This is a genomic window from Terriglobales bacterium (assembly GCA_035561515.1).
In the GTDB taxonomy this organism is placed as follows: Bacteria; Acidobacteriota; Terriglobia; order Terriglobales; family Acidobacteriaceae; genus DATMXP01.
In genome coordinates, this window is record DATMXP010000054.1 from 77910 (window position 1) to 96715 (window position 18806).

Annotated in this window: 16 protein-coding genes and 1 pseudogene; 16 read left to right on the forward strand and 1 reads right to left on the reverse strand. The window is 56.7% G+C overall.

Annotated features, from left to right (window positions below):
* Positions 1–114: 114 nt before the first annotated feature.
* From VN577_23555 to VN577_23630, 16 genes and pseudogenes are all read left to right on the forward strand, one after another.
* On the forward strand, positions 115–411 hold the full coding sequence (locus VN577_23555) for a hypothetical protein (protein HWR17826.1): 297 nt from the start codon (positions 115–117) through the stop codon (positions 409–411).
* A gap of 364 nt (positions 412–775) precedes the next feature.
* Positions 776–1501 (forward strand): hypothetical protein, encoded by a 726-nt coding sequence (locus tag VN577_23560; protein ID HWR17827.1) that lies wholly within the window; start codon positions 776–778, stop codon positions 1499–1501.
* A 255-nt stretch (positions 1502–1756) separates the two neighbouring features.
* Positions 1757–3160, forward strand: coding sequence for a sigma-54 dependent transcriptional regulator (locus VN577_23565; protein HWR17828.1), 1404 nt, complete (start codon positions 1757–1759; stop codon positions 3158–3160).
* Between the two features lie 113 nt (positions 3161–3273).
* Entirely contained in the window at positions 3274–3759 is a 486-nt protein-coding gene (locus tag VN577_23570) for a hypothetical protein (protein HWR17829.1), read from the forward strand.
* Between the two features lie 289 nt (positions 3760–4048).
* Positions 4049–4873, forward strand: a complete 825-nt coding sequence (locus VN577_23575; GenBank protein HWR17830.1) for a TIGR04290 family methyltransferase — start codon at positions 4049–4051, stop codon at positions 4871–4873.
* A 39-nt stretch (positions 4874–4912) separates the two neighbouring features.
* Positions 4913–5848: pseudogene (locus tag VN577_23580) on the forward strand (glycosyl hydrolase).
* On the forward strand, positions 5849–6967 hold the full coding sequence (locus VN577_23585; protein ID HWR17831.1) for an NAD-dependent epimerase/dehydratase family protein: 1119 nt from the start codon (positions 5849–5851) through the stop codon (positions 6965–6967). It begins immediately after the preceding pseudogene.
* A gap of 21 nt (positions 6968–6988) precedes the next feature.
* On the forward strand, positions 6989–8098 hold the full coding sequence (locus tag VN577_23590) for a GDP-mannose 4,6-dehydratase (protein ID HWR17832.1): 1110 nt from the start codon (positions 6989–6991) through the stop codon (positions 8096–8098).
* Entirely contained in the window at positions 8095–9381 is a 1287-nt protein-coding gene (locus tag VN577_23595; GenBank protein HWR17833.1) for a TIGR04295 family B12-binding domain-containing radical SAM protein, read from the forward strand. The genes VN577_23590 and VN577_23595 overlap by 4 nt, the downstream gene beginning before the upstream one ends.
* Positions 9369–10472 carry a glycosyltransferase family 4 protein gene (locus tag VN577_23600; protein HWR17834.1) on the forward strand — a complete coding sequence of 368 codons (1104 nt, stop codon included), beginning with the start codon at positions 9369–9371 and terminating at the stop codon, positions 10470–10472. Before VN577_23595 ends, VN577_23600 begins: the two co-directional genes overlap by 13 nt.
* On the forward strand, positions 10469–11584 hold the full coding sequence (locus tag VN577_23605) for a glycosyltransferase (GenBank protein HWR17835.1): 1116 nt from the start codon (positions 10469–10471) through the stop codon (positions 11582–11584). The genes VN577_23600 and VN577_23605 overlap by 4 nt, the downstream gene beginning before the upstream one ends.
* The gene (locus tag VN577_23610) at positions 11581–12684 is read left to right on the forward strand and encodes a glycosyltransferase (GenBank protein ID HWR17836.1); all 1104 of its coding nucleotides are present in this window, start codon (positions 11581–11583) and stop codon (positions 12682–12684) included. Before VN577_23605 ends, VN577_23610 begins: the two co-directional genes overlap by 4 nt.
* A gap of 24 nt (positions 12685–12708) precedes the next feature.
* Positions 12709–13818, forward strand: coding sequence for a glycosyltransferase (locus VN577_23615; protein ID HWR17837.1), 1110 nt, complete (start codon positions 12709–12711; stop codon positions 13816–13818).
* A gap of 98 nt (positions 13819–13916) precedes the next feature.
* Positions 13917–14987 (forward strand): glycosyltransferase family 4 protein, encoded by a 1071-nt coding sequence (locus VN577_23620; protein HWR17838.1) that lies wholly within the window; start codon positions 13917–13919, stop codon positions 14985–14987.
* Positions 14984–17197, forward strand: a complete 2214-nt coding sequence (locus tag VN577_23625) for a glycogen debranching N-terminal domain-containing protein (protein ID HWR17839.1) — start codon at positions 14984–14986, stop codon at positions 17195–17197. The genes VN577_23620 and VN577_23625 overlap by 4 nt, the downstream gene beginning before the upstream one ends.
* 48 nt (positions 17198–17245) lie before the next feature.
* Positions 17246–17515 carry a CDGSH iron-sulfur domain-containing protein gene (locus VN577_23630; protein HWR17840.1) on the forward strand — a complete coding sequence of 90 codons (270 nt, stop codon included), beginning with the start codon at positions 17246–17248 and terminating at the stop codon, positions 17513–17515.
* Positions 17516–17564: 49 nt separating this feature from the next.
* Here VN577_23630 and VN577_23635 read toward each other — a convergent pair whose 3' ends face one another.
* A complete protein-coding gene (locus VN577_23635; GenBank protein ID HWR17841.1) occupies positions 17565–18806 on the reverse strand; it encodes a VWA domain-containing protein in 1242 nt (413 codons plus the stop codon).

The window sequence follows — 18806 nt, forward strand, 5'->3', positions numbered from 1 at the left end:
GATTTGATTTTGGTGGCTGGCACGCCAGAAATCAACAGCTCAGTTGTGCGGAGTGCCCTAGCCGAACAAGGGCATCCTGAGGTAAGCTCTGCGCCCAATCCAGGCAGGTGGCTCATGGTTCATATACTGGTCCGACACGATGTGCAGGATTACACCCGGTGGAGAGCGACTTTCGACGACGCGTTGATGATGCGCCGCAATGCCGGAGAGCTGAACTACCGCATTTTCCGCAATTTCGAAAACGCCAACGAAGTGATGGTGCTGTGCGATTTCGATTCGCTGGAGCACGCGAGGAAATACATCGCCTCGGAGTCACTGAAGGCGGCGATGAAGACTGCCGGCGTCACCGGAACGCCCGTCGTGAATTACCTGCATGAAGCCCTGAGTATCCGCAGAACGGCAGCGGACTAGTTCAGCCGCCCAAACGCGCTTGCGAAGATCGTCCACGGTCGAGGCTGCCCGGCGGCCATGAGGATTGATCCGCATCTACTCCTCTTTTTCGACATTCCTTAGACGTTGGAAGTGAAGTGGTAACAGGCGAAGTAACCAGCGAAATACCGGGTTCTCAGACGAGAGCTGTTTTTCTATAATCCGAGGCCGAGACACGCATCCGCCTGTGGGGCAGAAAGCATCAGAGAAAGGTTCAGGAACTCTGACCGGAACTGTGCAATTAATACACAGTCGGCGATTCGCGTCTCACCTCTAAGTCACTGAAAAGCCGACGCTTAGGTTGGCATCCGAGTTGCACTTTTAGCCACTGAAGGAGAATTGAGATATGCGGGTTCGTCTATATAGTGTTGTGGCCGTATTAGTCCTGAGTATGGTGTTCACCGCCTGTTCCGGGACCCCGAAGGGCGATCAGGCGGCGGCTGACCAACCTGCGACCACGGCCGAGGGCAGCAATTCGACGGCTCCATTTGCATCGTCGGACACGCAGAGCGCCGACACCGGGAAGAAGGGACTATTCGGTTCGAGTCCCAAGGTTCCCTCGAGCATAACGATTCCGGCCGGCACGGTTGTTGCCGTGCGTTTGCAGAATACGGTTTCCAGCGCGACCGCACAGCCCGGCGATTCTTTTGACGCCGTGCTCGATGAGGCGCTCGTAGTGAAGGGACAAACGGTTGCACCGCGCGGAGCTCCGGTCACGGGCCGCGTCGTGGAAGCGAAATCTTCGGGTCGCCTGCACAACTCCGGATACCTCCGGCTGACGCTGGCATCCATCACGATCAACGGCAAGGAACATGCGATCCAGACGTCGAGCATGTTTGCCAAAGGCGCAAACCACAACAAGCGCAACGCGGCTATGATTGGTGGCGGCGCCGGTGCGGGTGCTCTGATCGGCGGATTAGCCGGTGGTGGCAAGGGAGCCCTGATTGGCGCGGCGGTTGGCGCCGGCGCGGGAACGGGCGGCGCATATGCCACGGGCAAGAAGGATGTCTCGTTTGCGGCGGAACGCCGGCTGAGCTTCCGGTTGACTCAGTCGTTAACAACCAAGAGCTAACAAAGCAACAGTTTCATAAAAAGCAGGCGATCACGGTCGAAAGTTTACCGTGGTCGCCTGTTTTGCTTTGGTGACGGTTCGATAAACGCACTCGGGATTGTGTTTTACGTCACAGCGGAGTCATTCCCATTACGGTACTCTTTCGCCCTAAGTTGCACTTTTTACTTGACTGTTCCATTTCGGGACGCCGGAGAGTGCACAAAAACCAATACCCGTCTGAGCAAGGACAGATCGGCTTGGTCCACGGGAGTCTTGATGCAAACAATGGAATCCACACCGAGCCGCAGGCAAATTGCGGGAGCCGACTTGCTAACGCTGCTGATCATCGATGATGAAAAAGCCGTGCGTGAAAGCTGTCGCGACGCGGCACAGATGAATGGCTTCAATACGCTGGTAGCGGAAAGCGCCGAGCAGGCTTACAAAATCCTCGATACGCAGGCGATCGACATCGTGCTTCTGGACCTGAAGCTGCCCGGCGCCAGTGGACTGGAAGCGTTGCGGGAAGTGAAGAAGCGCAAGCCCGATGCGGCCGTCATCATCATTACTGGATATGCGACGGTGGCATCCGCTGTCCATGCCATGAAGCAGGGCGCGTTCGATTACATTACGAAGCCATTCACGCTGGAAGAACTTCGCCTGTTGCTCGAGCGTGCCACCGATGAACTGAAGCGAGTGACGCAGAAACGTGCGCTCCGTGACGATCTCCGCTCGAAGTTGGGATTCGGATCGCTGGTCGGAAAGTCTGCAGAGATGGAACGGCTATACCGGATTATTACGAAGGCGGCCCAGAGTTCGCATCCCGTGCTGATCATTGGTGAGAGCGGTACGGGCAAAGAGTTGGTGGCGCGGTCGATTCACTACAGCGGCCCGAACCGCGATAAGCCCTTCATTCCTATTGATTGCGGCTCCCTGGTTCCCAGCTTGATCGAGAGCGAACTGTTCGGCTATGTTCGCGGCGCGTTTACCGGCGCGGTGCGTTCAAAAGAAGGCCTGCTTCAGATCGCAAACGGCGGGACGGTGTTCCTCGATGAAATAGGTGAACTGCCCATCGACCTTCAGGCGAAGCTGCTGCGCGCCATCCAGGAACATGAGATTCGTCCGGTGGGAAGCACAAAACGGGTTCCGATCGATGTTCGGATTCTCGCAGCCACGAACCGGGACCTGGAATCGGAAGTGGCGGATGGCAACTTCCGCCGGGATCTTTATTTCCGGCTCAACGTTCTCACGCTTCGGATTCCGCCGCTGCGCGAGCGCAAGCAGGATATTCCAATCCTCGTGGAACACTTCATGGATAGGCTCACCCGGGCGAATGGCTTGCGGAAGATGGTGAGTGAAGAAGCCATGCACGCGCTGATGAACTACGACTGGCCAGGTAACGTACGCGAACTGGAGAACTGCATGGAGCGGACCTGGGCATTGACCTCGGGCCAGACCCTCAGTTTCCCGGACCTGCCGACGTACATCAAGAACACGCACGAGCAGAAAGCGGCGGGCGTGGAGCAGGCGATTCCGAAAATCCTGCCTTTGATCGAAGTGGAGAGAAAGGCAATTCTCGAAGCCATCGAACAACTCCGTGGCGATAAGTTGCTGGCGGCACGGATGCTGGGAATTGGAAAGACAACGCTCTATCGCAAGCTCAAGGAATATTCCCAATTCTGAACTCTAAAACGGAGGGCCGGTTCCTTTACGGGAAACCGGCCTTTTTGTTTGCGCTCTAAGTCCTTTGTTTCCGTTGAACAGTTTGCGGTCCGCGGATTGCATTTACAACGGGCATGATCTTACTCATCTCGTCTTACAAGAATGCCCCTGAATGCGCGGCCCAGATCGAACAGGCCACGCACGACTCCGTCAAAACCGTCGATACCCTTCGTAGTGCACAGGCTGCGCTTCGCGACAATCAATTCACTGCCGTGGTGGCGGACGAGAACCTGCTCGAGTGTCACCCGGGCAGTCTTGATGGATTGGTCCAGAGAATGGGGACCGCCATTCCGGTCATCGTGGATATGGCGTGTCTGCGTCCGCATGGCGTGGCCAAGCATGTGGTGAAGGCGAATCGTCGTCGACAACTGGAGGAGGGAATTCTGCGCAAGCAGGCGATATTCGAGCTGCAAAGCGAACTGAAGAACGACCTGACGGGAATCCTGATCTCGACCGAGTTGGCCTTGAAAGGCGATGGACTCTCTGCGGTTTCGGTGAACCAGATGAACAACATCATGGAAATCGCGCGACGAATCAAATCACGACTGGAGCTGGCATAAATTGACGTAAGTGTTAAGAGCGTGAATGATCTTCTGTCCGGCCCGGGGTGGATCAATCGCCTCTGGCCGGAGTCTTTCTTCCGCAGCAAACGAACTGTTGCAATTTCTTAGATTTGCTTACGTGAGAGTTTCGCGATCTAAATCCCCTGAAACGCGTTTTGTGCAATCGCAGCAGAGATGGTTCGCAATTCCATGAAACTGAATTGGTTGCGCGCGGGAAGCATCCTAAGTACCTTCGAGAACTTCTAACCGTGCACATGGGCTGAAGTCGTCCCATGATCACGGACCAATGGCCACTCAACTGCATACTGTAACGAATCCTGAAACCATCCGGGAAAACCAGACTCAGAAGCCGCATGCCTTCGACAGAAGTGAATTGGAGAGCAGGGTCAGGGAACTCGGAGAGTGGTTTCACAATCTGGACCTGCACGGTGTCGCCACTGCGCCGAACCACTTTCTCGGCGACTTCCCGAACATCAAGTGGAAACACATTGCCGCGGAAATTCCCGAGGACCTGACCGGGGCTTCCGTTCTCGATATCGGCTGCAACGGCGGTTTTTATTGCATACAGCTGAAGCGACGCGGCGCAGAGCGGGTACTCGGCATCGACGTAGACGATAGATACCTCAACCAGGCACGCTTCGCCGCACAGGAGCTTGAACTCGAAATCGAGTTCGAGAAGCGTTCCGTGTACGACGTGGTCAATATTCCCGGCCAGTTCGATTACGTGTTTTTCATGGGTGTGTTCTATCACCTGCGCTATCCGCTGTTTGCCCTCGACAACATCATCAAGAAAGTGCGGAGCAAGCTGGTGTTCCAAACCATGGTTCGTGGTTCGGAGCAGGCCAAAGCGTTCGAAATGAACTATCACTTCTGGAACAAAGAAGTGTTCCAGGATCCGCAGTATCCGCAGATGTACTTCGTTGAGCACCAGTACGCAAATGATCCGACGAACTGGTGGATTCCGAACGCCAGCGCCTGCGAAGGGATGCTGCGCAGCTCGGGGCTGACGATTGTTTCTCATCCGGAACCTGAAAGCTGGATTTGCGAGCCCCGCGAAGTAACGCGCGATGGCAAGTACGTCCTCGATATGGAACTGGAAGGGACTCTGTAACCTGCGCGGGACTACCCGCATGAAGCGAGCGAGGAAGGATTCATGGTTGAAGCAGTGATGCTCTGGAATGAGCCGAATAACCTTTCGCATTGGGACTTCAAGTCGGATCCCGAGTGGAAGGCGTTCGCCGAATTGGCCATTGCAGGAGCGAAAGCGGTTCGCAAGGTAAATCCGGAAATCCCGATCGTCCTCGGCGGGATTTCTCCCATCGATTCCAACTTCATGCAACTGATGAAGTCGCACGGTGTGCTGCAGCACGTCGACATCGTTGCCGTACATGGATTTCCTCTCGACTGGAACCACTGGAATATCTATGAGTGGCCGGCAAAGCTCGAAGAGATACGCGCAGTTACCAATAAGCCGATCTGGGTTTCCGAGGCAGGGGCTTCTTCGTTCGGGGCGGAAGAGGTCCAGGTGTTCGGAATGCAGAAGACGGCGGAGTTGTTGTTGCCGCGCGTGGATCGCGTGCACTGGTACAGCCTCTTCGACCTGCCGGCAACGTGGACGGCCACCACTCGACACAAGGAATCGGAAGGAAGTTCCTACTACCGCCACTACTACATGGGCCTGGTGCGTGAGGACATGACGCCAAAGCCGGCAGCGTTCGAATTTCCGAAGGGCCTTGGAATTTGCCAGTGGTTCCACTTCGAAGATCACCGGCTGGATCCAGGCGTGGAGTGGCTGAAGAAATTGGGTGTGAAGTACCTGCGTACGGGCGTGAGTTGGGCAGATTGGTTTCGGCCCAATTCCGAGCAGTGGTTCGATCGGCAGATGAAAGCGCTCGCACCGTTCCAGACGACCATGACGCTGTGTTTCACCCCGGAGCATCTTGGGACTTGGCCGCATTACACGGCACCGCCAAAGAACGTGAACGACTTTGCCGATTTCGTGACATGGGCGACCGAACGCTACGCGCCGGCAGGTAAGAGCGTGAGCGCCGGGGCGAAAGGACTAAGCGTAGGAGCAGAGGACTAAATGGGGAAAAGGGTACTGATAACGGGTGGGGCTGGTTTCGTTGGTTCGCATCTTGCAGACGCACTTTTGAAACAGGGCCATGAAGTAAGGGTGTTCGACAATCTTACTCCGCAGGTGCATCCAGACGGGGTTCCGGATTACCTGGCTGGCGAAGTCCATTTCCTGACGGGAGACCTTCGCGACCTCGATGCGGTTCGGGACGCGATCCGTGACATCGACGTGATCTTCCATTTCGGGGCAGCCGTAGGGGTTGGGCAGTCGATGTACGAGATATCCCACTACATGGGCGCGAATACCCAGGGTACGGCAAACCTGCTTCAGGCCATCTTGGATTCGGAGATCAAGCTGGAGAAGCTGATAGTTGCCTCGTCGATGTCCATTTACGGCGAGGGCAAATACCTGTGCGTGGAATGCGGTGAGGTGTCGCCGAAGGAGAGAACTCAAGATCAACTCAAGCAAAAGAAGTGGGAGCCTGCGTGTCCTAGGTGCGGCCGCGATCTGGTGCCCATACCTACCGACGAATCGAAGCCGTTGAATGTGAGTTCGTATTACGCGCTTTCCAAGAAGGACCAGGAAGAGATGGTGCTGCTCTTCGGACGCACCTATGGGCTGCCCGCGGTGGCGCTGCGGTTCTTCAACATCTACGGAACCCGGCAGGCACTCTCGAACCCGTACACGGGCGTCGCGGCGATCTTTGCGTCACGGTTGCTGAATGAAAGGCCGCCGTTGGTCTTCGAAGACGGCAACCAGATGCGTGACTTCGTGAGCGTTCACGACATTGTCCAGGCAAACCTGCTTGCGATGGAGAAGAGCGGCGCCGATGGTATGGCACTCAATGTCGGATCGGGTGAGCCGATTTCGGTCCGCGAAGTAGCGACTGCTCTAGCCGGAGCGTTAGGTGCAGAGATCGAGCCGGAGTTGACCGGGAAGTACCGTGCAGGAGACATCCGGCATTGCTTCGCTGACATTTCGGCGATCAAGAAACACCTGGGATATGAGCCGAAGGTGAAATTCGCCGAAGGCGTGAAAGAACTGGTGGGGTGGTTGAAGGAACAAAGGGCGGAAGACCGTGCGGCAGAAGCGGTCGAAAAACTGACCGTCTACGGTTTAACTGCTTAGGGATCCAGGGGCGTGGGGCCAATGAAGATGAGAAAGTACGATTCGAAACAGAACATTTTAATTTTTGGAGGGGCCGGATTCATCGGTTCGAACTGGGCATCGTGGCTGCTGCAGAACACGGATGCCAACGTTCATATCTACGACAATCTGTCGCGCCGAGGGGTGCGCTTCAATCTGGAGAGCCTGAAGAAGATTGCAGGTCGCTCTGGGAGACTGCGGGTGACGGTGGCGGATATTCGCGAAGCCGATGAAGTGGAACGCGCGGTCCGCGACGTGGCCGAGGTCTACCATTTTGCCGCCCAGGTTGCGGTGACGACTTCGGTGCTCGACCCGAGACTCGATTTTGACATCAACCTCCGAGGGACATTCAACGTCCTGGAGGGGATCCGGAAGGCAGGGCATAAGCCGTTCCTGCTGTTCACTTCCACGAACAAGGTTTATGGCGAGTTGGGCGAACATTCGACTACGCTTGCCGGATCTCGTTGGGCATTCCGCGAAATCAAGGGAGTCTCCGAGCTTCAGCCGCTCGACTTCTATTCTCCTTATGGCTGCTCAAAGGGAGCGGCGGATCAGTACGTTCACGACTACGCCCGCATTTACGACATCCCCACTGTTGTGTTCCGTATGTCGTGCATTGCCGGGCCGAGACAGTTTGGAAATGAAGACCAGGGCTGGGTCGCGCACTTCCTTTACTCCGCGATCCAGCAAATTCCACTCGTAATCTACGGGGACGGCCGGCAGGTGCGTGACGTCCTTTGCGTGGACGATCTGGTGCGCGCATTCGATGTGGTGCGCAGCAATGAGACGATCACTCGTGGAAATGTGTACAACGTGGGCGGTGGTCCGGAGAACACGACTTCGCTGCTCGAACTGCTCGCGGAGATCGAAAAGCTCATTGGCACCAAGGTTCAGTACGTCAAAGACGATTCTCGGCCGGGCGATCAATTGGTCTACGTGACCGACTACGGCAAACTCAAACGCCACACCGGCTGGAAGCCGCAGTTCAACGTAAGGCAGACGTTGCTGAAAATTCAGGACTGGTGGAAAAACAACCGCGACATCTTCGAGCCCGTGCGCGTTGCGGAGCCGGTGATGAGCCCAACGCTGCAGGATTTGCAGGGGGCCGCATGAAATTCGCGTTGGTAAATCCGAACTGGGATTTCAGCGGTTCGACATATTTCGGCTGCCGCGATCCGCATTATCCGCTGGAACTGTTGTTCGCCTTCGACAAAATCATCGAGGACGGCCACGAGCCGATGTTGGTGGATGCGCAAACCGACAACCTGACCACCGAAGAGACGAAACGCCGGGTTGACGCATTCGCGCCAGACTTCCTTGTGATTCCTACGGCACCGTCGTATCTGTTCTGGCGGTGTCCTCCGCCGGAAGTTCGCATTCCAAAGGAGTGGTTCGCCCAGCTTGGCGGGAAGGCCGTGAAGGTCGCCATCGGTCCGCACACGTCTGCCACGCCGGCAGCGGCGATCCGCAAGATGGGGTGCGACGTCGGATTGCGCGGCGAACCGGACCAGACCATCCCGGAATTGGCATCGAAGGGATGGGCCGATATCGTCGGCTGCTGCTGGCGAGACGAAAGCGGCATGCACGTGGCGCCCGGATTGGGCGTTACCGACATGAAGTCGCTTAAGGCGCTCACCTTCGAGAACTACAACGTAGAGGCGCACAAGCACCGTCACCATGTGTTCTGGGGTGAAGGTCACGGAGCGGAACTGGAATTTGCACGCGGATGTCCGTGGTCATGCACCTTCTGCAATAAGACGCTCTTCCGCAACAAATTCCGGGAGCGTGACGTCGACGCCGTGCTGGCCGAAGTCGATCGCGTGATAGCGCGCGGCGTGGACTACATCTACTTCATCGACGAAATATTCGGCGTGGGTAAGAACGTGCGACGCCTGCTGGAGGGCATTGCAGAGCGCAATGTGAACATCGGATTCCAGACGCGCATTGATCTCTGGGACGAAGAGACACTCGATCTGCTGGGACGCGCAAGGTGTATCTCCATGGAGTGCGGCATTGAGTCGATCACGGAGGAAGGTCGCGACGAGCTAAACAAAAACTGCAAGATGAACACCGATCGCATCTCGGAACTGCTTATCTATGCGAAGCAGCGGATCCACTGGGTACAGGCGAATCTCATCCTGACTGAGAAGGACAACAAGGAAGAGATCCGTAGATGGCAGGACCATTTAAAGGCTCACGGTGTGTGGGTGAGTGAACCGGTGCCGATGTTCCCATTCCCAGGTTCGCCGCTTTACGTGCAGCTCTTCGGCAATCCGGACGATGACGCATGGGAGCGTGCACATCGTTATTACACCAAGACGTTTTCGGATAAAGGTTACAGCGATATCCAGGAACAGAAACCTGCGACGCTCGAGGATCTTGAATGCGCGTGTTAGTCACCGCTGACACGGTGGGTGGCGTCTGGACATACACGCGCGAGCTCGTGACCGGGCTCGCGAAGCGTGGCGTCGAGGTCACCCTGGTCAGCTTTGGCGAAATTCCAACGAATGCGCAGTCAGAATGGCTGGATGCTTTGCCGGGCGTCGATTTTCGAGCCACGGCTTTCAAACTCGAGTGGATGCAGGAGTCGGCAGACGACTTGATCGCAGCGTCGGAATTCCTGCGCGACATCATTGCCGAGAAAAGGCCCGACCTGCTGCACTTCAGCCAGTACTGTTTCGGCGCCATGGATACTGCGGTGCCGAAGGTCGTGGTGGCGCATAGCGACGTGGTGAGCTGGTGGGTCACCGTTCACGGTGAAGAGCCTCCAACTAACGAATGGATTAAGGGTTACCGCGAAGTCGTACAGAGAGGGCTGGACGGCGCAGACACGGTTGTTGCCCCGTCGAAGTGGATGCTGGGCCAGATCAACGAACTGTACGGAACGCGCAAGAGCGGTACCGTTATCTATAACGGACGCAACCCTGGTCTGTTCAACCCTCATGTCGGCAAAGATGACCTGGTGATCGCCGTTGGCCGGCTATGGGATAAAGCCAAACAGGTATCACTGCTGATGGACGCTTCGCATAAAGTGCCCGTGTGGATCGCCGGCGAAGAGCAGCATCCCGACTCGGCATTCCGTTCCGACCAGAAGCTGCGGGCACGGGGTGTCCGGTTTTGCGGCAAGCAGTCGGAAGCGCAACTGAGACAACTGTTCAGCCGCGCTTCCATCTACGCAGCGACATCGCGGTACGAACCTTTTGGTCTCGCGCCTCTGGAGGCAGCCCTGTCGCGCTGTGCCATCGTTGCCAATGACATTCCCACATTCCACGAGTTATGGGGAGAAACTGCGCTTTACTTCCAGCACAACGATGCCAGGGATCTGGCGCGAAAGCTCGAACGTCTACAGAACGACCCTGAACTGCGCATGACCTATGCAAATCTTGCTTACGGTCGCGCGCGACAGAGATTCACAGCCGAACGCATGGTTGACGACTACATGAACCTGTATCAAACCCTGGTGCCTGCGGGAGTAGCTGTTGCATGAGTAGTCTTCGATTCCACATTTTTGCGCACTCGTGGGTATCTGACTGGAACCACGGGAACGCACATTTTCTGCGTGGTCTGGCGCGTGAGTTGAAGCGGCTTGGCCACTCCGTCCGGTGCTACGAGCAACTGGGCTCGTGGTCGCTCACCAACCTTGTCCGGCAGGAGCGGGACCTTGCCGTTACCGCCATTGACGACTTCCGCCGTGAGTTTCCGGAACTTCCCGTCCAGTTTTACAACAACGACCACACGTTTCCGCAATTCGCCGCGGCACATCTGCGAGACGCCGATGTCGTCGTCATCCACGAGTGGAACGATCCGCAGGTCGTAAATTCCATTCTCGATTTGAAGAAGAAGTACGGATTCAAGGCGCTCTTTCATGACACGCATCATCGTGCCTATACGAATGCCGGCGATATCCTCAAGTTTCGCCTTGACCTGTTCGACGGAGTATTGGCTTTCGGCGAAGCGATTCGCCGTATCTACACAGATGGCTTCGGCATCGCCAAGGCCTGGACCTTCCACGAGGCAGCGGACGTAGAGAACTTCAAACCGATGCGCGTTCGCAAAGAGATCGATGTGGTGTGGGTAGGGAACTGGGGAGACGAAGAGCGGACGCGCGAGTTGCAGGAGTTCCTGGTTCAACCGGCAGCCGACGGAGCCACGCATCGGACGGTAGTGCACGGCGTTCGCTATCCGGACGAAGCGGTGAAGATGCTGAAGGACGCTGGGATTGAGTATCGTGGATACCTGCCGAATCTCAGCGCACCGCGCGTATACGGCGCCAGCAAACTTACGTTGCACGTGCCGCGCCGCCAGTACACCAACGGACTGAGCGGCATCCCGACGATTCGAGTTTTCGAGACGCTTGCGTGTGGCATCCCGCTTTTGTGTTCGCCCTGGGAAGACGTGGAGAAACTCTTCCGTCCGGGGCAGGACTACGTCTGTGTGCCAGACGGCAAGGCGATGCGAGCGGAGATCGAGCACCTTCTCAAAGACGAGAACGCACGTAACCAGATCGCCGCCAACGGTATGGAGACCATCCAAGAGCGCCATACCTGTGGGCATCGCGCGGAGCAGTTGGTCGAGATCTGCCGGGAGTTGGCCGCATGAAAGTCTTCGTCTTCGGATCAAGTATTACCTCGTCATATTGGAACGGCGCGGCAACGTACTATCGCGGCATCTACAAGTATCTGGCGCGGCTCGGATACGACATTACGTTCGCCGAGCCGGACATCTACAAACGTCAGCAGAATCGTGATACCGGCAACATCGATTACGTCGATGTCGTCGTCTATCGAACACCGGACGACATCGAATCACTCCTGGCGCGAGCTGCGGATTGCGATATTGTCATCAAGCACAGCGGCGTTGGCGCGGATGATGAGTTGCTCGAAGCCGGGGTGCTCGAATGCAGGTCGGCGAACACGCGCGTGGCCTTCTGGGATGTGGATGCTCCAGCAACGCTGGCCCGCGTAGAGGGCCATTCAGATGACCCGTTCCGTAAACTCATCCCGCAATATGATTTTGTTTTCACCTACGGCGGCGGGCCACCAATAGTTCGGCATTACTTGAGGTTAGGGGCGCAGAACTGCCATCCGATCTACAACGGTGTGGATCCGGATCACCATCATCCCGTTGCGCGGGATCAAAAATTCCAGTGCGACCTTGCCTTTGTGGGACACCGCCTGCCAGATCGCGAAAAGCGCGTCGAGGACTTCTTCTTCCGTGCGGCGGAACTCGCACCCGAGATGAAGTTTGTACTTGGAGGCGAGGGGTGGGGCGGCAAAAAGCTTCCTTCTAACGTGCGGTGGATCGGGCACGTTGCCACTCATCAGCACAATGTTGTGAATTGCTCGGCGCGAATGGTGCTGAATATCAATCGCGATTCCATGGCAAACGTGGGATTCTCTCCGCCCACCAGGGTTTTCGAAGCGGCAGGCGCGGGAGCTTGTTTGATTACCGACCAGTGGCCCGGTATTGATCATTTCTTCGTGCCTGGCGAGGAGATTCTGGTGGCGTCGTCGGCCAAAGAAATCGTTGAACATCTGCGTTCGCACTCCGTTGAGCAGAGCCATCGCATCGGAGAATCAACGCGGAGGCGCGCGCTTCATGCGCATACCTATCAATTGCGTGTGCAGGCGGTTGATTCCATCCTGCAAGGCAAACCAGAAACGGCGAGCGCCGGTGTTGAAACTGTGGTATCGGCCTAACGCTTACTTGTGCGAGGTTCATCGTTGAAGATCGTCATCTTCGGCCTGTCGATTACATCATCGTGGGGCAACGGCCATGCAACGACGTTTCGTGCGTTGACCAAGGGCCTGCATGCACGCGGACATCGCATTGTGTTTTTCGAGAAGGACGTGGAGTGGTATGCGTCCAACCGCGATATGCCCGAACCGCCGTTCTGCCGCGTTGAGTTGTATGGCGATTATGCTGCGGTCCGATCGAAGGCACTGGCTGAAGTGGCTGACGCGGACGTGGTTGTGGTTGGGTCGTATTTCCCGGATGGCTTACAACTCATTGACGATCTGGCCGATTCGCCGGTTCCGGTGAAGACCTTTTACGACATCGATACGCCAATCACGATTTCACAACTGCGTGAAACGGGCCGCACGGACTACCTTCGCGCCGATCAACTCCCAACTTTTGACTTCTACTTCAGTTTTACAGGCGGGCCGTTACTGGCGGAGATCGAATCCCGTTTCGGTGCGAAGCGCGCCGTGCCGCTGTATTGCGCATTCGATCCAAAGGAGTATCGCAGCTTCAGCGTGAACAAGCGGTTTGCGTGTGACCTCAGTTATATGGGGACGTACGCGCCCGACCGTCAACCGAAAATCGACGAGTTCCTGTGTAAGCCGGCGACGGCGCTGCCGGGCCTTTCATTCATTGTTGCGGGACCGCAGTATCCGAAATCGATTCACTGGCCCAGGAACGTTCGGCGTATCACCCACCTGAATCCCCGTTGGCACGCACGTTTCTATTCATCGTCGCGGCTGACGCTCAACGTGACGCGACGCGACATGGTGCAGGCCGGTTACTCGCCCTCCGTGCGCCTCTTCGAGGCTGCCGCCTGTGGTGCAACGATCGTGTCGGACAACTGGCCCGGTCTTAATACTTTCTTTACGCCGGGAGAAGAGATCCTGTTGCCAACTTCAGGCGACGACGTGGTGCGGCTTCTCACCCATGCTGCGCGGGCGGAACTAGCTGAGATCGGAAAACGGGCGCAGGAGCGCGTGCTCGCGGAACACACAAACAGCAAGCGGGCAGAGGAGTTTGAATCCTATGTCCAATCGGTGGGAACGCCGAACATACCGGAGATTGCGCCCGCTCTCAGCACCGCGTAGGTATGCGCAGTGCGCCAACATACACCCCTCCAAGTGCATCAGAAGTAATGACCGCTGATGGCAAGCGGAATCCCATATTTTTCCTAGCGAGGGGTGCTATGAGGATTGGCCTCATTGTTCCTCCGTTCATTTCTGTGCCACCCAGAGGGTACGGCGGAACGGAATTGTTCGCTGCCCATCTTGCGGAAGGCCTTAGTCAACTTGGGTTTGATGTTGTTGTTTACACCAATGGGGAGTCGACCGTCCCGGTGGAAAGGCGCTGGATTTACCCCGAAGGCAAGTGGCCCTTGGATGGAGAAATCCATTCAAGCCTTCGCGATATCAACCATGGCGCCTGGGCGGTACGCGATGCTGTGGAGTCATGCGACCTGATTCACCTGAACAATGCACCGGGGATCGTACACTCCCGGTTCTCCAACGTGCCGTTCGTCTATACGATTCACCACGCGCGCGAAGATGGCCTGAGCCAGTTCTATTCCTTCTACCCTGATATCTGGTATGTCTCCATCAGCGAGTTTCAAAAGAAGCTCGAAAACGTACCGAAGATCCGCACCATTCATCACGGGCTTGAGGTTTCTCAGTATCGCGTCGGCGATGGGCAGCGCTCGTATCTGACTTTTTTGGGACGTATTGCTCCCATGAAGGGAGCCCATAACGCGATCAAGGTCGCCAAGCGTACCGGAATTCCACTGAAGATTGCGGGCGAAGTGCAGCCGATGTACCAGGAGTACTTCGAGAAGGAAATCAAACCGCACATTGATGGCAAGTTCATCGAATTCATTGGCGAAGCCGATCACGACGCCAAGAACGAGCTACTGGGTAATTCCATCGGACTGCTGTTTCCGATTGAGTGGGACGAGCCCTTTGGGCTGGTCATGATCGAGAGCATGGCTTGCGGCACCCCGGTATTCGCGTTCCCGGGTGGTTCGGTCGCGGAAGTCGTGCAGGACGGTGTTTCCGGCTACATCTGCACCTCCGTGGAGCACATGGCGGAGCGAATCGCAAAAGCTGGAGATTTCAAGCCTGATCTTGTCCGGGCGTACGTAAACGAGAATTTCTCCATCGAAAAGATGGTCAAGAGTTATGCCGACCTCTACCTTGAGATTGGCGGCGTGTCGCCGGTGCTTCATTCGGATCTCAATGAGCCCAACGAACAGGCAGTAGCATGACGAATCGAACGATGGTGACTGAGCGCGACCTGGTCCCGATCCCCGTCCCGTATTCTGCACAAGCAGAGTTCCAGATGATGGGTCCGCGCAAGGTGGACAACCTCACCTTGATCGATGGCAAGACCTTCCTGGCGACGAGAGTGTCTGGTGACATTGCGCCTCCGGGCGCGCCGGACACAGGCTTCTTCCATGACGACACGCGTTTTCTCAGTTTCATGGAAATGCGCGTCGGCGGCCTGCGCACGGTACTCCTGTCGTCGAATACCGAAAAGACGTTCCTGTCGCAAATCGAACTGACCACCTCGAACATTCACCTGCGCGATTCGTTCGACCTGCCCGAGAACACGATTCACATTCGCCGTGAGCAAATGCTCAGCGGTGACGCGCTCTTCGAACACATCACCTTCGAAAACTTCAACCTGAACAGCGTCGAGTTCAGGGTAGAGATCGAATACCAGGCCGATTTTGTCGATGTGTTCCAGGTCAGAGGTATGGGCCGGAATCAGCACGGCCAATACTTCCAGCCGGTCGTGAAGGAGAGCTCCATCGGGTTCTATTACCGCGGCCGCGACAATGTCCTGCGACACACACTCGTAGAGATGGAACCTGCACCGGCAGCCATCGAAGACGGAGTGGCGCGATGGGAAGTCAAGCTGGACTCCCTCCAGCGGATGGAATTCAACATTCGGGTCCGGGCGGTCGTGGAGAACTCGCGCGCGGCGGTGTCGAAGGGCGGTTTCGACGAAAACCTCCAGCGACGTCGCGAGAACTTCCATAAATGGGAGCAACAGGCGACCCAGTTCAAAAGCAGCAACGACGTATTTGACGCCACCCTGCACACATGCGTCAGCGACTTCCACGCGCTGCAAATTCCGGACGGCGACGAGCATGTAATCGCCGCAGGTATTCCGTGGTTCGCGACAATGTTCGGGCGCGACTCCATTATTGCCGCATACCAATCGTTATCGTTAAACCCGACGTTGGCGGCCGAGACACTGCGCGTCCTCGCGCGCTACCAGGGTAAGGAATACAACGACTGGCTCGACGAAGAGCCGGGAAAGATTCTGCATGAGTATCGCCAGGGCGAGATGACGCGTTCTGGCGAAATGCCGTTCGGTCCCTACTACGGCAGCATTGACGCCACTCCCCTGTGGCTCATCCTTCTCGGCGAAACCTGGAACTGGACGGCAGACGAGGAACTGATCGGCGACCTGTTGCCGGCCGCGTACAAGGCCCTCGACTGGATCGACAACTACGGCGACCTCGACGGTGACGGCTTCGTGGAGTATTTACGGCGTTCCAAGCGCGGCTTGATCAACCAGGGTTGGAAAGATTCCTGGGATGCCAACATGCATCGCGACGGCAAGGTCGCTACTCCGCCGATCGCTTTGGTCGAGGTGCAGGGGTACGTGTATGACGCGAAGTATCGCATGGCGTCGCTGTTGCGCTCCTTCGGGGATTCCGACCGCGCCGACAGACTGAAGAAAGACTGCACCGAAATGGCAAAGCGTTTCGAGAAAGCCTACTGGATGCCGCAACGCGGCTTTTACGCTATGGCGCTCGATTCCGAGAAGAAACCGCTGGAGGTGATCTCCTCCAATCCGGGACACCTTCTCTTCACGCGTATGATCGGCCGCGAGCGTGCCCGGTCGATCGTGAACCGTCTCATGCGCTCCGACATGTTCAGCGGATGGGGATGGCGCACCATGTCGTGCGACGAGAGCGTCTTCAATCCATTGAGCTACCACCGCGGTTCGGTGTGGCCGCATGACAATTCGCTGATCGCCCACGGCATGGCGCTGAATGAATTCCGTGCTCCCGCCCTGCGTCTGTTTTCCACGCTCTTCCAGGCTGCGCTCACGTTCCGCGACTATCGACTGCCCGAGTTGTTTTGCGGAGTCCAGCGTCGCGAGCACGATGTCCCTGTTCATTATCCCGTTTCGTGTTCGCCGCAGGCATGGGCGTCGGGCGCGCTGTTCCTGATTCTGAACTCGCTCCTTGGAATTCGCCCGAGCGCTCCGCGCAAAGAAGTGAACATCATCAATCCGGTGCTGCCGGAGTGGCTCGACCACCTGCACATCCGGAACCTCAGAATCGGCAATAGCCGCGTGGGTCTGGACTTTTCACGGCGCGGGGAACGCACATTCTGCAATGTCGTCGATGTGGAAGGCGACAAGTGCGTGGTCAACGTTGTGTTCAAAAAGCAGTGACCAAGCCACTGATTTACACTGACATCAGCATTCATCTTGGAGGACGGAATGGCGCAAGTGAAGATCACGATTCGCCCCAATGGGCCTTATCGTGTGGAAGCCCCCGAGGGCAGCATCGAGTTGATTAATCCGGACGGAACGCCAGTTGACCTGACCGGCAAGCCGGCATTTTCGCTGTGCCGCTGCGGCGCAAGCGTGAACAAGCCCTTCTGCGACGGGACACATTCGAAGATCGGTTTTCAGGCTGCGGAAGCTGCGGTCAAGAAGGAAGCAGGTTCGAGCGTCCCGCCCGGACCCGGAACTCCGGCCAAGGGCTAACTGGACAAGAGGTACACGACCGCGGGCAGTGCGCTCGCGGTTTTCGTGTTTAGTGGATCGTCTTCGACTTCCGCGACATGTAATCCATCAGCAGATACTGCCCAAGCGTATACGGCGTGGTGAAGTAGGCTTTGCCGCGACACATCTCTGTGACTTTCTGCACGAACTGCACTAGTCCATAATCGGACGCAAGCATGAACGTGTTGATCATCACGCCCGCGCGCTTGCATTTCGAAACTTCCTCCAGTGTCTGGCTCACGACGAGCGGATCGAGTCCGAATGCGTTCTTGTAGATGCGCCCGTCTTCCAGCGTAAGCGCCGAGGGTTTCCCGTCGGTGATCATCACGATCTGCTTCATGTCCTTGCGCTGTTGCTTGAGGATGCGCTGAGCCAGTCGAAGCCCTTCGCGTGTGTTCGTGTAGTACGGTCCAACCTTTACGCGTGCTAGTTGCGATAGCGGAATTTCCTCCGCGGAATCGTGAAACAGAATCAGCGACAACGAATCTCCCGGATACTGGGTCCGGATCAGTTGCGACAACGCCATCGCCACTTTCTTCGCGGGAGTGAATCGGTCTTCTCCGTACAGGATCATCGAGTGCGAGCAATCAAGCATCAACACCGTCGCGCACGACGACTGATACTCGCACTGGTGCACCTGTAGATCGGAGTATTCGATATTCAGCGGCAGGGTGAGTCCCTCGCGCTGAATCGCATTCGACAATGTCGCCGTGATATCCAGGTTCAGGGTGTCGCCGAACTCGTACGTCTTGGACGAACCGCTCGCCTCAATGCCGGTTGCGAGGTCGCGTGTGTCATGGCGCCCGAAGCTCGATTTGCCCAGCGATCCCAGCAACTCGCGCAGCGTCCGATAGCCAAGGAAGTCCAGGCTCTTGTCCGTAATCTCGAATTTCGCCTGCGTTTCCGACTGACCCACTTGCCCGCCGACGCTCGGGTTCTGCGCCGGATCGTGCGGTTGGTCAATGGATATGTAGTCTTCCTGTTGCATGCGTTGAATGATCTGCTCGATCAATTCATCGAGCTTTCCTTCGAGCATCATTTCTTCGATCTGCTGTTGCATCTGTTCGTCGAAAAGTTCGCCGCTCATCAGCGCCTGCTCGATGGCTTTCTTCAGTTCCTCAAGCGTCTGCTCCATGTCGCGCATGTCGTACATGCCATATGAATTCTGGAACCCGCTCTGGAGCAGATAGTCCGACAACGCGTTGAGCAGGTCTTCCATGCTCATCTCGCCCGCCGGATCGGGTACGTATTTTGTATAGCGAATACGCTTCAC

Coding starts and splice junctions, on each gene's coding strand:
- VN577_23560 (HWR17827.1), top strand. CDS start 776: ATGCGGGTTCGTCTATATAGTGTTGTGGCCGTATTAGTCCTGAGTATG.
- VN577_23595 (HWR17833.1), top strand. CDS start 8,095: ATGAAATTCGCGTTGGTAAATCCGAACTGGGATTTCAGCGGTTCGACA.
- VN577_23625 (HWR17839.1), top strand. CDS start 14,984: ATGACGAATCGAACGATGGTGACTGAGCGCGACCTGGTCCCGATCCCC.
- VN577_23565 (HWR17828.1), top strand. CDS start 1,757: ATGCAAACAATGGAATCCACACCGAGCCGCAGGCAAATTGCGGGAGCC.
- VN577_23605 (HWR17835.1), top strand. CDS start 10,469: ATGAGTAGTCTTCGATTCCACATTTTTGCGCACTCGTGGGTATCTGAC.
- VN577_23555 (HWR17826.1), top strand. CDS start 115: ATGGTTCATATACTGGTCCGACACGATGTGCAGGATTACACCCGGTGG.
- VN577_23630 (HWR17840.1), top strand. CDS start 17,246: ATGGCGCAAGTGAAGATCACGATTCGCCCCAATGGGCCTTATCGTGTG.
- VN577_23570 (HWR17829.1), top strand. CDS start 3,274: ATGATCTTACTCATCTCGTCTTACAAGAATGCCCCTGAATGCGCGGCC.
- VN577_23610 (HWR17836.1), top strand. CDS start 11,581: ATGAAAGTCTTCGTCTTCGGATCAAGTATTACCTCGTCATATTGGAAC.
- VN577_23600 (HWR17834.1), top strand. CDS start 9,369: ATGCGCGTGTTAGTCACCGCTGACACGGTGGGTGGCGTCTGGACATAC.
- VN577_23575 (HWR17830.1), top strand. CDS start 4,049: ATGGCCACTCAACTGCATACTGTAACGAATCCTGAAACCATCCGGGAA.
- VN577_23590 (HWR17832.1), top strand. CDS start 6,989: ATGAAGATGAGAAAGTACGATTCGAAACAGAACATTTTAATTTTTGGA.
- VN577_23620 (HWR17838.1), top strand. CDS start 13,917: ATGAGGATTGGCCTCATTGTTCCTCCGTTCATTTCTGTGCCACCCAGA.
- VN577_23585 (HWR17831.1), top strand. CDS start 5,849: ATGGGGAAAAGGGTACTGATAACGGGTGGGGCTGGTTTCGTTGGTTCG.